This window comes from Streptomyces sp. NBC_01276 (genome assembly GCF_041435355.1).
GTDB lineage: Bacteria > Actinomycetota > Actinomycetes > Streptomycetales > Streptomycetaceae > Streptomyces.
This window is the reverse complement of the sequence record NZ_CP108442.1, coordinates 5,123,580-5,137,904: the sequence shown is the minus strand read 5'-3', so window position 1 is coordinate 5,137,904 and position 14,325 is coordinate 5,123,580. Positions and strand designations below refer to the sequence as shown.

The window sequence follows — 14,325 nt, the reverse complement described above, 5'->3', positions numbered from 1 at the left end:
GCTCCGGAACGGGCGAGTGGGGTCGTACCTTCAGGGTTGGCGGCCGACGGGGTACGTAAACGCGCCGACCCCGGTGACTTCCCCGAGCGGCGTACTGGCGGGAGCGGGGGCGGGGTCCGCCTCGCCGGCGGCGCTGCGGTAGACCGCGCTGAAGGCCAGGGCGACCATGCCGAGCCCCATCACGACGGCGAGCACCCAGGCGACGGGGCGCAGCCAGGGCGCCCGGCCGCGGTAGGGGCGCAGGCTGCCGCCGTAGACCCCGTACGGGCCTTCCGCGTAGCCGTAGCCGTAGTGGCCGGGCTCCCATCCGGGGTCGTCGATCCCGTACCCGTCGGGATGGCCGTAGTCGTCCTCGCCGGCCCAGCCCCCGGCGACGCGGGCGGCTTCGGCGTCGGCGCGCGCCCGGTCGGCGGCGCGCTGGCGCTCGGCCGCGCTCGGTTCATGGATCTCGGCGTTCCGGACGAAGGCCTCGTCGAACACCACGGAGGCGAAGTCCTGATCCGCGCCTCCGCGGTCGTCGTCGGGCTCCCCGTCGTCCGGGAACGGCTTGCCCCCCACGTCGTCCGGCACGGGACCAGCGTAGACCTGGGGGGCTGCTTTGGGCAGGGTGTAAGCCGGAATCCGGCCACACCGTGTTCTCGGGCCGGTTACCGGACGTGACCGTCGCCGGTGACGATGTACTTGGTGGAGGTCAGTTCCGGGAGCCCCATCGGGCCCCGGGCGTGCAGCTTCTGGGTGGAGATGCCGATCTCGGCGCCGAAACCGAACTGACCACCGTCGGTGAAGCGGGTGGAGGCGTTCACGGCGACCGTGGTGGAGTCGACCAGCTGGGTGAAGCGGCGCGCGGCGGCCTGCGAGGTGGTGACGATCGCCTCGGTGTGGCCGGAGGTCCAGCGGCGGATGTGGGTGACGGCGTCGTCGAGGGAGTCCACGACGGCGGCGGCGATGTCGTAGGACAGGTACTCGGCGGCCCAGTCCTCGTCGGTCGCGGGGAGGGCGGTGACCTTGGACTCCTCGGCGTACGAGAGCACCTCGGCGTCTCCGTGCACGGTCACCCCGGCGTCCGCGAGGGCGTCCAGCGCGAGCGGGAGGAAGGCCGCGGCGATGTCGCGGTGCACGAGCAGGGTCTCGGCGGAGTTGCAGACGGAGGGCCGCTGGGCCTTGGAGTTGACGAGGATGTCCACGGCCATGGCGAGGTCGGCCTGGGCGTCGACGTAGACGTGGCAGTTTCCGGTACCGGTCTCGATGACCGGAACGGTGGACTCCTCGACGACGGTCTTGATGAGGGAGGCGCCGCCGCGCGGGATGAGCACGTCGACGAGGCCGCGGGCGCGCATCAGCTCACGGACGGAGTCACGGGACTCGCCGGGGACGAGCTGGATCGCGTCGGCGGGCAGGCCGGCGCTCTCGATCGCGTCGCGGAGGATGGCGACGAGGGCCACGTTGGAGGCGTAGGCGGAGGAACTGCCGCGCAGGAGCACCGCGTTGCCGGACTTGAGGCAGAGGGCGGCGGCGTCCACGGTGACGTTGGGGCGGGCCTCGTAGATGATGCCGACGACGCCGAGGGGGACGCGGATCTGGCGGAGGTCGATGCCGTTGGGGAGGGTCGAGCCGCGGACGACCTCGCCGACGGGGTCGGGGAGGGCCGCGACGTCACGGACGTCGGAGGCGATGGCGGCGACGCGCTCGGGGGTGAGGGTGAGGCGGTCGATGACGGTCTCACTGGTGCCGGCGGCGCGGGCCTTGTCGGTGTCGACGGCGTTGGCGGTGACGATCTCGGCCGTACGGGCCTCCAGCGCGTCCGCGATCGCCAGCAGGGCCGCGTCCTTGGCGGACCGCGGGAGTGGGGCGATCGCCGCGGCGGCGGTGCGGGCGGCTCGCGCGGTGGCGAGGACGGGCGAGGTGGCGGTGGCGTCGTCGAGCGAGGTCATGCGGCCCAGGGTAGTCCCAGGCCGGCGTCGCGCGGCCGCGGTTCCACCCCGCGAGACGCCGCGCCGGGCGGGCCCCTGGCTCGCGCCGGTGGGGCGGAGTGCGGCCGTCGTCCGGGGGTGCGGTGCCGCTGCGCGGGGCTTGCTCCCTACCCGCCCTTCCACCGTTCCCGCCTCAGGCGCCGGCGCGGCTGGGGACCCGGACGCGGCCCGAACCCGTGCCGGGTGCGGCTCCCTGCACGGCGCTCCGCGCCCGCGCCTCAAGCGCCGGCGGGGGGCACCTCCCAGCGGTGGCTGGGGGAGTGTGAGGCGCGGGGGTCCGGGGGCGGAGCCCCCGAAGGGTCCGGGCGGAGCCCGGGGAACGGTGGAAGGGCGGGTAGGGGACCAGCCCCGCGCAGCGGCCCGCCACCCACCCGCACCCGGCATCGCCTCTTCCCCGCCCGACCAGGGCAGAGGCACGGGCACCGCCCGGCCCGCCAGCCAAGGCAGAGGCACGGGCCCCTCCCCGCCCGACCAGGGCAGAGGCACGGGCACCGCACCCGCCCGGCCAGGGCAGAGGCACGGCCCCGCACCCCGCCCGGCCAGGGCACGGGCACTCCCCCGCACCGCCCCCGGAGCCCGTCGGCGTCCAGCATGCGCGGCCCCGCTAGTACGGGTGCACGCCCACCGGGTGGGCCGGCGGGGGGCCGTAGCCCTCCGCAACGCGCTGGTGGTAGGTGGGGCGGTCGATGACCTCCAGGCCGACGATCTCCCACGGCGGCAACTGCGCCGTGGAGCGGTGCTCGCCCCAGAGCCTCAGCGCGACGGCGGCCGCGTCGTGGAGGTCGCGGGCCTCCTCCCAGTACCGGATCTCCGCGTGGTCGTCGGCGTACCGGCTGGTCAGCAGGAAGGGGTGGTCGTGCGCGAGCTGCTCCAGCCCGCGCCGGACCTCGGACAGCGGCGCCGGCTTGCCGGAGACGCTCAGGGTGATGTGCCACAGGCGGGAGGCGTCCCGCTCGGCCCCGCCACCGTCCGCGTGCGCGTCCCCGTCCCCGCCCTCGTGCCGGTCCCCCGTGCCGACGCTGGTCAGCGCTCGTCTCACCAGCCGCCTCCTGTCTGCGCTACGCGTGTCCGCCCCCCACAGTTGACCAGTCCCCGGCCCCCCGCGCGGCGGTTTTGCCGAACCTCAGCCCTGGAGCAGGACCAGATCGTCGCGGTGGACGACCTCCCGTTCGTACGCCGGTCCGAGCTCGCGCGCCAGGTCCCGGGTGGACCGGCCGAGCAGCTGCGGAAGTTCCTTCGCGTCGAAGTTGACGAGCCCCCGGGCGACGGCGCGGCCGTCGGCGGAGCGCAGCTCGACGGGGTCTCCGGCGACGAAGTCGCCCTCGACGGCGGCGATCCCGGCGGCCAGCAGCGAGCTGCCGCGTTCGGTGACGGCGCGCACGGCGCCGTCGTCCAGGACGAGGTGCCCCTGCGGGGTCGACGCGTGCTGGAGCCACAGCAGCCGGTCGGCGGAGCGGCGGCCTGTGGCGTGGAAGTGGGTGCCGGTCGGGCGTCCGGTCAGGGCGTCGGCGGCCTGGCTGGCGGAGGTGAGGACGACGGGGATCCCGGCGGCGGCCGCGATCCGGGCGGCTTCGACCTTGGTGACCATGCCGCCGGTGCCGACTCCGGCCTTGCCCGCGCTGCCGATGGAGACGTGGGCGATGTCCTCGGGGCCGCGCACCTCGTCGATGCGGGTGGTCCCGGGCAGGGACGGGTCCCCGTCGTAGAGGCCGTCGACGTCGGAGAGCAGGACGAGGAGGTCGGCGCGGACGAGGTGGGCCACCAGGGCCGCCAGCCGGTCGTTGTCGCCGAAGCGGATCTCGTCCGTGGCGACGGTGTCGTTCTCGTTGACGACGGGCAGGGCGCCCATGGCGAGGAGCTGGTCCAGGGTCCGGTAGGCGTTGCGGTAGTGCGCGCGCCGGCTGGTGTCGTCGGTGGTGAGCAGGACCTGGCCGACGCGGATGCCGTAGCGGGCGAAGGAGGCGGTGTACCGGGCGACGAGGAGGCCCTGGCCGACGCTGGCGGCTGCCTGCTGGCGGGCCAGGTCCTTGGGACGGCGGGCCAGGCCGAGCGGGGAGAGTCCGGCGGCGATGGCGCCGGAGGAGACCAGGACGATCTCCTTCTCGCCGCCGCTGCGGGCCTTGGCCAGTACGTCGACCAGCGCGTCCACCCGGTCGGCGTCGAGTCCGCCCGCCGCGGTGGTCAGGGAGGAGGAGCCGACCTTGACCACGATCCTGCGGGCGTCCACGACACCTTGCCTAGCCGTTGACACGTGTTTCCCCTCACAACCGACCGATCCGTTCGACCGGCCCAATCTACGGGGTGGCGCCGCCGGGGCGCCCGCCGGTTTCAGACCGTGGACGAGGACCGCTCCGGCTCGGCTCCGGTCTGCTCCGCGGCCCCCGCGCCCGTCCCCGGGATGAGGATCTTGCGCGAGAGCAGGAAGGTGAACGGGATGGCCACGACGGCCGCGACCAGCGGCGCGATGCGGGTGTCCATCCCGGCCCAGGTGACCAGGGCGTACAGACCGACCGACTGGATCACGTAGTTCGTGACGTTGGTCAGCGGAAAGAGCAGGAACTTCTTCCAGGTGGGCCGGGTGCGGTAGGTGAAGTAGGTGTTCATGAAGAACGACCCGATCATCGACAGCACGAAGGCCAGCGTGTACGCGGCGAAGTACGGCATCCACGGGTGCAGCAGCAGGTAGAGGGCGAAGAAGGTTCCGGTGTTGACCCCGCCGACGAGGGCGAAGCGGAAGATCTGCCCGAACTGTTCGCGGCGGCCGCGCGCGGGAGGGGACGCGGAACGGGAGGCGAAAGGGGAAGGGGAGGCGGTCATCGGCGGCTGCGCTCCACGATCACGGATTCGGAGGCCTCGGGCATCCGTTCGGCGGTCACGCCGTGGGCTTCCTTGACCAGGAAGTGCGGGCGGCGCTTGGTCTCGTAGTAGATGCGGCCGATGTACTCGCCGATCAGTCCCAGCATGATCATCTGAACGCCGCCGATGCCGGCGATCATCGCGACGAGGGTGACGTAACCCGGCGAGTCGATGCCGTTCGTGATCGCCATCGCGGTGATCCACAGCGCGTACAGGACCGTCAGCCCGACCAGCGACACGCCCAGCCAGATGCCGATGCGCAGGGGCCGGTTGTTGAAGGAGATCAGCCCGTCCATGCCGTAGTTCAGCAGGGAGCCGAACTTCCACTTGGTCTCGCCGGCCTCGCGCTGGGCGTTGCGGTAGTCGAAGTGGACGGTGTCGAAGCCGATCCAGGAGAAGAGGCCCTTGGAGAAGCGGTTGTACTCCGGGAGCGCCAGCAGGGCGTCGACGGCCGGGCGCGAGAGCAGCCGGAAGTCGCCGACCCCGTCGGCGAGCTCCACGTCGACCCAGCGGTTGACCCCGCGGTAGTAGAGGCGGCTGAGCGCCGAGCGGACCTTCTTGTCGCCCTCGCGGGTGCGCCGGGCGATGACCTGGTCGTGGCCCTGCCGGTAGTGCTCCAGCATGGTGGCGATCAGCTCCGGCGGGTGCTGGAGGTCGGCGTCCATGATGACCACGGCGTCGCCGGTGGCCTCCTTCAGCCCGGCGAGCATGCCCGCCTCCTTGCCGAAGTTCCGGCTGAAGGACACGTACCGGGTCTGGTCCCCGTACGCCGCGGCGATCGTGCGGAGCTTTCCGAGGGTCCCGTCACGACTGCCGTCGTCGACGTAGCAGACCTCGTACTCCACGGGCAGGGCGTCCAGGACCCTGCGGATCTCTGCGTCGAAGCTGTCGATCACGGCTTCTTCGTTGTAGCAAGGGACAACTACGGACAGCTTGGTCATGGACACTTCCTGCTGGCTCCGAACGGGTGATTGTCGGCGACCGGACCCGCCACTCACCTCTCCTTAGAAGTATGCACGCCGGACGTCGGCCTGCCTGAGTCGCGTGCGGCACACGGTAGCTTTGAGTGGATAAGCGGAATGGAACGAAGGGATCGAGGTGCACGTGCCTGACGTCTCCGTGGTCGTCATCGTCTACAACGACGCAGAGCGTCTGCCGACAGCCGTCCAGTCGGTTTTGGACCAGACCCTGCGAGGGGTCGAAGTCGTGATCGTGGACGACTGCAGCAAGGACCGGTCGTACGAGATCGCCCAGGAGCTGGCGGCGGCGCATCCGGACAGGGTGCGCGCCTTCAGGCTGCCCGAGAACAGCGGCGGCTGCGGCGCGCCCCGCAACCACGGGATCCGGCAGACCACCGGCCGGTACGTCATGTTCCTGGACAGCGACGACGTACTGGAACGCAACGCCTGCCGGAACATGCTGGCCGCCGCCGAGCGCACCGGGGCCGACCTGGTGTCGGGCATGTGCGTGCGCGTGCACCTCGACAACCGCTGGAACAAGACCACCGAGTGGTACCCGTGGATCTACGCGCGCACCCGCACGCTGGACTCCATCACCGAGTACCCGGACCTGCTGGTCTACGACACCCTCTCCACGAACAAGTGCTACCGGCGCGAGTTCCTGCTGGAGCAGGGCCTGGAGTTCCCGGTCGGCATCCACTACGAGGACCTGCTGTTCTCGGCGCAGGCGTACGTCGCCGCCCGCCGCATCACGCTGATCCCCAACCACGTGTACTTCTGGAACGTGGTCGAGAAGGCCTCCGCGCTGTCGATCAGCAACCGGCGCCACGAGATCGCGAACTTCATCCACCGGATGGAGATCCACCGCCGCGTGGACGAGCTGCTGGCCGCCAAGGGGCACACGGCCATCAAGTCGGCGAAGGACGCCAAGTTCCTCAAGCACGACCTGGTGCTCCACCTGCGCGACCTGCCCCTGCTGGGCGACGCCTACCGCCAGGAATTCGCCCGGCTCGCCAACGGCTACCTGGCCGGCATCGACCCGGCCGCGTACGAGAACGTCACGCACCTCCAGGCCATCTGCGCCTACCTGCTGGGCAAGGAGGACTGGGACAACCTCCTCCCGGCCGCCGACGCGATGACCAACAAGGGCCGGCTGTGCTCCCCCCTCGCCGAGCGCGACGGCCGCGTCTACTGGTGCGCGCAGCACATCGACGACCCGGCCGACGACGAGGGCCGCCGCATACTGGACGTCACCGACCAGGGCTACCACACCGCCCCGCTGTCCTCGCTGGCCCTGGGCAACCGGCTGACCTCGTACGAGGACGACGGCCGCGGCACCGTCACCCTCGCGGGCCGGATCGTGAACCCGCTGGGCCGGATCAAGGCCGACACCCCGCTGAAGGCCACCCTGGAGTTCCGGGCCCGGCGCCAGATCGGGGTGCGCTCGTTCACTTTCCCGGTCACGACCGTGCGCCACGCCGGTGACACGATCGAGTGGAGCACCACGGCCGACGTGGCCTCGACGGTCCGCCCCCTCGGCATCATCGACGCCGTCTGGGACGTCCGGCTGAAGCTGACGGCCGGCGGTGACCGGATCACCACCCGCGTCTCGGTCGGCGGCGTCGACCTGGAGTCCGCGGCCCGGCTGCGGGTGCGTCCGCGCCTGACCCGCCTGGTCTCCGACCGCTTCGAGCCGGAGATGACCAAGAAGGGCAACCTCTCCTACGTCCTGACCGCCGAGGGCCGCGCCGCGGTCCGCACCCAGACACTGCTCAACAACGCCATGCACGGCAAGGCCGCCGGCGTCGTCAAGCGCAGCCTGCGCCGGGCCCTGAAGGCCCGCCGCAACATCGGTTCGGGCGAGCAGAAGGTCAAGCTCTACCACGAGGTCTTCTCGAAGCTGCCGGTCAAGAAGGGCACCGTCGTCTTCGAGAGCCACATGGGCAAGCAGTACAGCGACAGCCCGAAGGCGATCTACGAGGAGATGGTGCGCCAGGGCGTGCCCTTCGAGGCGATCTGGTCCTACGCGGGCGGCAAGCCCACCGGCTTCCCCCAGGAGGCCACCCTGGTGCGGCGCTGGAGCTGGGCGTACCTGCGGGCGCTGGCCCAGGCCGAGTACTGGGTCGACAACCAGGGCTTCCCGCTGGCCCTGGCCAAGCGCCCCGGGACCACGTACATCCAGACCTGGCACGGCTCCGCGCTCAAGCGGATGGGGTTCCACGAGCCCCGCACCAAGGCGCAGGGCAAGGCGGGCCAGGACCGCTTCCAGGCGGCCGTCAACCGCTTCGACCACTTCCTGATCCGCTCCGAGCACGACGTCCGCACCCTGGCCAGGGGCTTCCGGCTGCGCGACGAGGTGCTGCTGCGCACCGGCTACCCGCGCAACGACGCCCTGGTCGAGGCGCACCGCGCGGAGGCGCAGAGCGGGGAGCGGGTGCGCGGGCCGCTCGCGGCCGAGCTGGGCATCGACGCAGAAAAAAAGGTGCTGCTGTACGCCCCGACGTTCCGGGCGAACGCGGACGGCACGGTGGAGGGCTTCGAGTTCCCCTTCGACGTGGAGGAGTTCGCGGACCGGCTCGGTGACCGCTTCACCCTGCTGGTGCGCACCCACTACCTCAACAGCGTCTCGCTGCCGCCGTCGGTGGCGGGCCGCGTCGTGGACGTGTCCCGGTACCACGACATCACCCCGCTGCTGGCGCTCGCCGACGGACTGATCACGGACTACTCCTCCGTGATGTTCGACTACGCGGTGCTGGACCGGCCGATGCTGTTCTTCGCGTACGACTACGAGAAGTACGCGACGGACATCCGCGGCACCTACTTCGACCTCAAGGAGAAGGCGCCGGGCCCCGTGGTGGCCACGGCCGACGAGCTGATGCAGGCCGTCGGTGCCTTCGACGAGGCGGACGCCAAGTACGCGGAGGCCCGGCAGCGCTTCCTCAGCGAGTTCGGCGAGTACGACCGCGGGGACGCCGCCCGCCAGATCGTCGAGAAGTTCTTCACCAGGAGCGGCAAGTGAGCCAGCAGACCGCCACCGAGGGCGGCCGCGACGTCTTCCTCGTCTCCAACAGCGTGGACGAGCTCGGCGGCGTGACCACCTGGTCCCACCAGATGGCCCGGCTGCTGAGCGGGCGCGGCCATCGCGTGCACGTCGTGGGCATCGCGCCGGTCGCCGAGGAGATCCGGCAGAAGCTGCCGGACGACCTCCCGTACGAGATGACCACGCTCTACGCGACCCACCCGCCCAAGGCCCGCCGGCTGCACGGCGTCAAGGGCCGCCTCAACGCCCCCGAGCGGCGCCGCCAGGCGGCCCGGCGGGCGCAGATGCGGGCCAAGGCGGACACGCTGAGCGCGATGTTCCGGGCGGCGCGGCCGGGCGCCGTGGTGATCGTCACACAGGTCTGGGCGATGGAGTGGGTGTCCCTCGCCGACACCAAGGGGCTCTCGGTCATCGGCATGAGCCACGAGTCGTTCGAGGCGAGCAACAAGTCGACCCGGGGCGAGCGGGTGCGCCGCTTCTACTCCGAGGCCGACCGGCTCCTGGTGCTCACCCCCGAGGACGCGGACCTGTGGATCCGGGCGGGCATGGAGAACGTCGACAGCATGCCGAACCCGCTGCCGTTCATGCCGCCGGCCCCCGCCCCGCGGACGGAGAAGGTGGTCGCGAGCGTCGGCCGCCTCGCGTTCGAGAAGGGCATGGACCTGCTGCTCGACGCGTGGGCGGACGCCGTGCCGCGCCACCCCGACTGGACCCTGCGGATCTACGGGGCGGGCAGCGAGGAGGCCGGTCTGCGCAGGCACTGCACCGAGCTGGGCCTCGACGAGTCGGTGGAGTGGATGGGCAGCACCTCCGACGTGCTGGGCGCCCTGCGCGAGGCCTCCGTCTTCGCCCAGGCCTCCCGTGCGGAGGGGTTCCCGATCACCCTGCTGGAGGCCATGGCGGCGGGTCTGCCCGTGGCCGCGTTCGACTGCGCGCCGGGCGTCCGGGAGATCGTGCGGCACGGTGAGGACGGGCTGCTGGCCCGTCTCGGCAACACCATGGAACTGGCGGCGCACCTGGACGTGCTGATGGCGGACGCCGCCCTGCGCGACCGGCTCGGCGACGCGGGCTTCCAGCACGTGCGGCGCTACTCCAGCGAGGAGATCACCGACCGGTGGGAAGAGCTGTTCGCGTTCCTGGAGCGCTGAGCCGCCGCTGATCCCGCGCAGAGCCGCCCGCCCCGGATCCGATCCGGGGCGGGCGGCCGCGTACGGGGGTGACCGGGCCGGCTCAGACCGTGTGGAGGTCCTTGTGCGCGGTGGCGGCGGCCGCGCGGTTGGCCTGCCAGCCCACCCAGGCCGAGGTGACCATCTCGCGGACGTCGTGCCGCGCCTTCCAGCCCAGCTCGGCCGCGATCCGGTCGGCCGAGGCCACCACCTTCGCGGGGTCGCCGGGGCGGCGCGGGGTGACGGTGGGGGCGTAGGTGTGGCCGGTGCCCGCGTTCAGCAGCTCGACCATCTCCTTGACGGAGACGCCCTCGCCGCGCCCGATGTTGACCGTCAGGTCCTTGTGGTCCCCGGCCGCGGCCCACTCGGCGAGGCGGCGGGCCGCCACCACGTGGGCGTCCGCGAGGTCCTCGACGTGGATGTAGTCGCGGATGCAGGTGCCGTCCGGGGTCGGGTAGTCGTCGCCGAAGATCCGCGCGCCCTCGCCGGCCTCGTAGCGTTCGAAGACCATCGGGACGAGGTTGAAGACGCCGGTGTCCGCGAGCTCCGGGGCGGCCGCTCCCGCCACGTTGAAGTAGCGCAGGCAGGCGGTGGAGATCCCGTGCGCCTTGCCGGCGGCCCGGACGAGCCACTCCCCGGCCAGCTTGGTCTCGCCGTACGGGCTGAGCGGGGCGCAGGGGGTCTCCTCGGTGACCAGGTCCACGTCGGGCATGCCGTAGACCGAGGCGGAGGAGGAGAAGAGGAAGTTGCGGATCCCGGCGGCGGCGACGGCCTGGAGCAGGACCGTGAGGCCGTGGACGTTCTCGTGGTAGTAGTACAGCGGCTTCTCGACGGACTCGCCGACCTGCTTCTTGCCCGCGAGGTGCACCACTCCGGTGATCCGGTGGTCGGCGATGGCCCGGTCGAGGGCGAGGCGGTCCAGCACCGAGGCGGTCACCAGCGGAACGCCCTCCGGGACGCGGTGCTCGTTGCCCGTCGAGAGGTCGTCGAAGACCACGACCTTCTCGCCCGCGCGCAGCATCGCCCGGACGACGTGTGAGCCGATGTAGCCGGCTCCACCGGTGATGAGGAAAGTCATGCGTATCTCCCGAGCTCTAGCGTGACCTGCGCGTGCGGGCGCGGTCGAGGCGGTTGCGTACGAAGGTCAGCGCGCCCCCGGCACCGGGCGCGAGGCGCAGGGCCAGCGCTCCGGCGGCCGTGCGGTAGGGCTGCGCCAGCAGAACACCGTACCGGCTGCTGGGCAGGGCCCGGCGCCGGAGCAGTCCGCCGAGGGGGCGCAGCGAGGTGACCAGGGAGCTCCCGTCGCCGCACTCCACGCCCGCCCGGACGTCCCAGGCCTGCATCCCGCGCAGCCCGCGGCGGCGCCCCGTGGCTGCCAGCGCGGGCAGCCGGAAGGGCACCTCGGCGCTCCAGCCGTCCCCGTCGGGGGCGGTCCGCAGCTCCACGGGGCGCGTGGCGACGGCGGCGCCGCCCGCCCGGGGCAGGAAGTCCAGCCGGACGGTGCGCGGGCCGGCCCCGGCGAGGCGGCCGTACAGGTCGCGCACCCGGATCCGGACCGCCCCGCGCCCGGCGGGTTCGGCGTCGACGGTGACGGGCAGCTCCGCGAGGGGCAGGCCGTCGAGCCCGTCCAGCGGCACCGGCAGCTCCGCGCTCCACACCGGCCCGCCGTCGCCACCGGTGGCGTACGGGGGCAGCAGCCGGGGCGGCTCGGCGGCGAAGCGGACCAGCCGCTCCAGGTCCGCGGGCGGGGCCTCGCTCGCCAGCAGCACGCGCGCGGTCCAGCGGGCTCGGGCGGGGGCGGCCTCGATGTCGGCGTCCGCGAACCCGGTCAGGTAGTCGCGGGTCAGGGTCCACCAGGCGGCGCGGTGGCCGGGGTCCGAGCCCAGCTCGCGCAGGTACATGCGCAGGTCGTAGTCGAGGAACTTCGCCTGGCAGGCGCGGCCCAGCTCCGGGGAGGCCTCGGCGAGGGTCCCGGAGGCGACGGTGTGCGCGGCGATCCGCGAGCGCCAGTTGCCGACGTCGGCGCGGGCCAGGGAGATCGAGACCTGGGCGGCGCCGCGGCGCACGTGCCACACGTAGACCAGGTCGCCGACGACCGCGATGCGGGGGGCGGCCGCCAGGACGCGGGAGGTGAAGACGAAGTCCTCGTAGACGAAACGGCCGTCGGGGAAGCGGATCGCGTGCTTCTCCAGGAAGGCGCGCTCGTAGAGCTTGTTCACGCAGAGGGTGTCGCGCACCAGCTCGGGCCGGTCTGCGGGCCGCTCGACGACCTCACCGGGGGTGTACAGGCCGGGCATCCAGGGGACCTCGCGGCCCTCCGGCAGCTCGCGGCGCACGCACGAGCCGACCGTGACGGGGGCGCGGTGGGCGACGGCCGCCCGGACCAGGGCCTCGGCGGCGCCCGGCGGCAGGACGTCGTCGCTGTCCAGGAAGAGGACGTACGGCGCGCTCGCGGCCTCGATCCCGTCGTTGCGCGGGGTGCCGCAGCCTCCGCTGTTCTCCGTGCGGTGCACGACCTTCAGCCGGGGGTGCTCGGCGGCGAGGGCGTCGAGCACCCGCGCGGTCCCGTCCGAGGAGGCGTCGTCCACCGCGATGACCTCGGCGACCACCGGGCCCTGGGCGAGGGCCGAGGCCACGGCCTCGCCCACGAGCCCGGCGTCGTTGTACGCGATCACCACCACGGAGACGGCGGGGCCGCCCGTGGTGGTGTCACTGCTGGAATCACTGCTGCTCACCCGGAGGATCCTAGGCGAACGGCGTAAAGCGGAGTTCAACGGCGTGCGCGTCCCCCTAGAAGGGGCGGAACTCGTCGTACTCCTGCTGGGCGGAGTCGCCGCGCCGGGCTTCCTTCTCGCTGCGGCGCTGGGCGGCCGGACGCGGGGCGTCCATGCGGTGGTCCTCACCGCGACGGCCCAGCATCTCGGCGCCGGCCATCATGGTCGGCTCCCAGTCGAAGACGACGGCGTTCTCGTCGGAGCCGATGGCCACGCCGTCACCGGCGCGGGCGCCGGCCTTCTTCAGCGCTTCCTCGACGCCCAGGCGGTTGAGGCGGTCGGCGAGGTAGCCGACGGCCTCGTCGTTGTTGAAGTCGGTCTGGCGCACCCAGCGCTCCGGCTTCTCGCCGCGCACGTTGTAGACGTCCTCGACCTCGTCGTAGGTGACGGTGAAGCCGGCGTCGTCCACGGCCTTGGGCCGGATGACGATGCGGGTCGCCTCCTGCTTGGGCTTGCGGGCACGGGCCTTGGCGATGCCCTCGGCGAGGAAGAAGGAGAGCTCCTTCAGGCCCGTGCGGGCGACCGCGGAGACCTCGAAGACCTTGTAGCCGCGGGCCTCCAGGTCCGGGCGGACCATGTCGGCGAGCTCCTGGCCGTCGGGGATGTCGACCTTGTTGAGGACGACGAGGCGCGGACGCTTCTCCAGGCCGCCGCCGTAGAGCCGCAGCTCCTCCTCGATGACGTCGAGGTCGGCGATCGGGTCGCGGTCGGTCTCCAGCGTGGCGGTGTCCAGGACGTGCACGAGGACCGAGCAGCGCTCGACGTGGCGCAGGAACTCCAGGCCGAGGCCGCGGCCCTGGCTGGCGCCGGGGATCAGGCCCGGGACGTCGGCGATGGTGTAGACGGTCGAACCGGCCGTGACCACGCCCAGGTTCGGGACCAGGGTGGTGAAGGGATAGTCCGCGATCTTCGGCTTGGCCGAGGAGAGCACCGAGATCAGCGAGGACTTGCCGGCGCTCGGGAAGCCGACCAGCGCCACGTCGGCGACGGTCTTGAGCTCCAGGACGATGTCGCCGGTGGTGCCGGGAACGCCGAGCAGCGCGAAGCCGGGCGCCTTGCGGCGGGCGGAGGACAGCGCGGCGTTGCCGAGGCCGCCGCGGCCGCCCTCGGCGGCCACGTAGGTGGTGCCCTGGCCGACGAGGTCGGCGAGGACGTTGCCCTCCTTGTCGAGGACGACGGTGCCGTCCGGCACGGGCAGGACCAGGTCCTGGCCGTCCTTGCCGGAGCGGTTGCCGCCCTCGCCGGGCTTGCCGTTGGTGGCCTTGCGGTGGGGGCTGTGGTGGTAGTCCAGCAGGGTGGTGATCGCCTGCTCCACCACCAGGATGACGTCGCCGCCACGGCCGCCGTTGCCGCCGTCGGGACCGCCGAGCGGCTTGAACTTCTCCCGGTGAACGGAGGCGCAGCCGTGGCCCCCGTTACCCGCGGCGACGTGCAGCTCGACGCGGTCCACGAAGGTGGTCATGGGTGTTCCTCCAGATACATACGGGAATGTCCCGGGCAGGCCTTGCTGCCCATTAAACGTGTCTATGTGACAACGCGCCGAGGGCGGACCTCTCTTCC

11 protein-coding genes are annotated in these 14,325 nt (G+C 72.4%); 2 read left to right on the top strand and 9 right to left on the bottom strand.

Features of this window, described 5'->3' with window-relative positions:
* Positions 1-30 precede the first annotated feature (30 nt).
* From OG295_RS22990 to OG295_RS22965, 6 genes are all read right to left on the bottom strand, one after another.
* Positions 31-570 carry a hypothetical protein gene (locus OG295_RS22990; protein ID WP_371678571.1) on the bottom strand — a complete coding sequence of 180 codons (540 nt, stop codon included), beginning with the start codon at positions 568-570 and terminating at the stop codon, positions 31-33.
* 77 nt (positions 571-647) lie between these two features.
* Positions 648-1,931, bottom strand: a complete 1,284-nt coding sequence (locus OG295_RS22985; protein WP_371678570.1) for a glutamate-5-semialdehyde dehydrogenase — start codon at positions 1,929-1,931, stop codon at positions 648-650.
* 643 nt (positions 1,932-2,574) lie between these two features.
* Positions 2,575-3,051 carry a hypothetical protein gene (locus OG295_RS22980; RefSeq protein ID WP_371681271.1) on the bottom strand — a complete coding sequence of 159 codons (477 nt, stop codon included), beginning with the start codon at positions 3,049-3,051 and terminating at the stop codon, positions 2,575-2,577.
* A gap of 42 nt (positions 3,052-3,093) precedes the next feature.
* Positions 3,094-4,221 (bottom strand): glutamate 5-kinase, encoded by a 1,128-nt coding sequence (proB, locus tag OG295_RS22975; protein ID WP_266838978.1) that lies wholly within the window; start codon positions 4,219-4,221, stop codon positions 3,094-3,096.
* A gap of 77 nt (positions 4,222-4,298) precedes the next feature.
* Positions 4,299-4,787, bottom strand: coding sequence for a GtrA family protein (locus tag OG295_RS22970; protein WP_371678569.1), 489 nt, complete (start codon positions 4,785-4,787; stop codon positions 4,299-4,301).
* Complete coding sequence (locus tag OG295_RS22965) at positions 4,784-5,767, bottom strand: glycosyltransferase family 2 protein (protein WP_371678568.1); 984 nt, start codon at positions 5,765-5,767, stop codon at positions 4,784-4,786. Before OG295_RS22965 ends, OG295_RS22970 begins: the two co-directional genes overlap by 4 nt.
* Before the next feature lie 157 nt (positions 5,768-5,924).
* On the opposite strand from OG295_RS22965, the gene OG295_RS22960 reads away from it, so the two are divergent.
* Positions 5,925-8,804: a CDP-glycerol glycerophosphotransferase family protein gene (locus OG295_RS22960; protein ID WP_371678567.1), complete on the top strand. Its 2,880-nt coding sequence runs from the start codon at positions 5,925-5,927 to the stop codon at positions 8,802-8,804.
* Entirely contained in the window at positions 8,801-9,973 is a 1,173-nt protein-coding gene (locus OG295_RS22955; protein WP_371678566.1) for a glycosyltransferase, read from the top strand. Before OG295_RS22960 ends, OG295_RS22955 begins: the two co-directional genes overlap by 4 nt.
* Positions 9,974-10,055: 82 nt before the next feature.
* Here the strand turns inward: OG295_RS22955 and galE are convergent, their stop codons facing one another.
* Genes galE through obgE form a run of 3 tightly spaced genes read right to left on the bottom strand, consistent with a single transcriptional unit; the run spans position 10,056 to position 14,227 of the window.
* The gene (gene galE / locus OG295_RS22950; protein ID WP_371678565.1) at positions 10,056-11,069 is read right to left on the bottom strand and encodes a UDP-glucose 4-epimerase GalE; all 1,014 of its coding nucleotides are present in this window, start codon (positions 11,067-11,069) and stop codon (positions 10,056-10,058) included.
* Between the two features lie 16 nt (positions 11,070-11,085).
* A complete protein-coding gene (locus OG295_RS22945; protein WP_371678564.1) occupies positions 11,086-12,726 on the bottom strand; it encodes a glycosyltransferase family 2 protein in 1,641 nt (546 codons plus the stop codon).
* A 55-nt stretch (positions 12,727-12,781) separates the two neighbouring features.
* On the bottom strand, positions 12,782-14,227 hold the full coding sequence (obgE, locus tag OG295_RS22940; RefSeq protein ID WP_371678563.1) for a GTPase ObgE: 1,446 nt from the start codon (positions 14,225-14,227) through the stop codon (positions 12,782-12,784).
* Positions 14,228-14,325: the final 98 nt, after the last annotated feature.

Bases quoted from the DNA above. Each gene is read 5' to 3' on its own strand.
- obgE (WP_371678563.1), bottom strand. From the start codon at position 14,227: ATGACCACCTTCGTGGACCGCGTCGAGCTGCACGTCGCCGCGGGTAAC.
- OG295_RS22970 (WP_371678569.1), bottom strand. From the start codon at position 4,787: ATGACCGCCTCCCCTTCCCCTTTCGCCTCCCGTTCCGCGTCCCCTCCC.
- OG295_RS22965 (WP_371678568.1), bottom strand. From the start codon at position 5,767: ATGACCAAGCTGTCCGTAGTTGTCCCTTGCTACAACGAAGAAGCCGTG.
- galE (WP_371678565.1), bottom strand. From the start codon at position 11,069: ATGACTTTCCTCATCACCGGTGGAGCCGGCTACATCGGCTCACACGTC.
- OG295_RS22985 (WP_371678570.1), bottom strand. From the start codon at position 1,931: ATGACCTCGCTCGACGACGCCACCGCCACCTCGCCCGTCCTCGCCACC.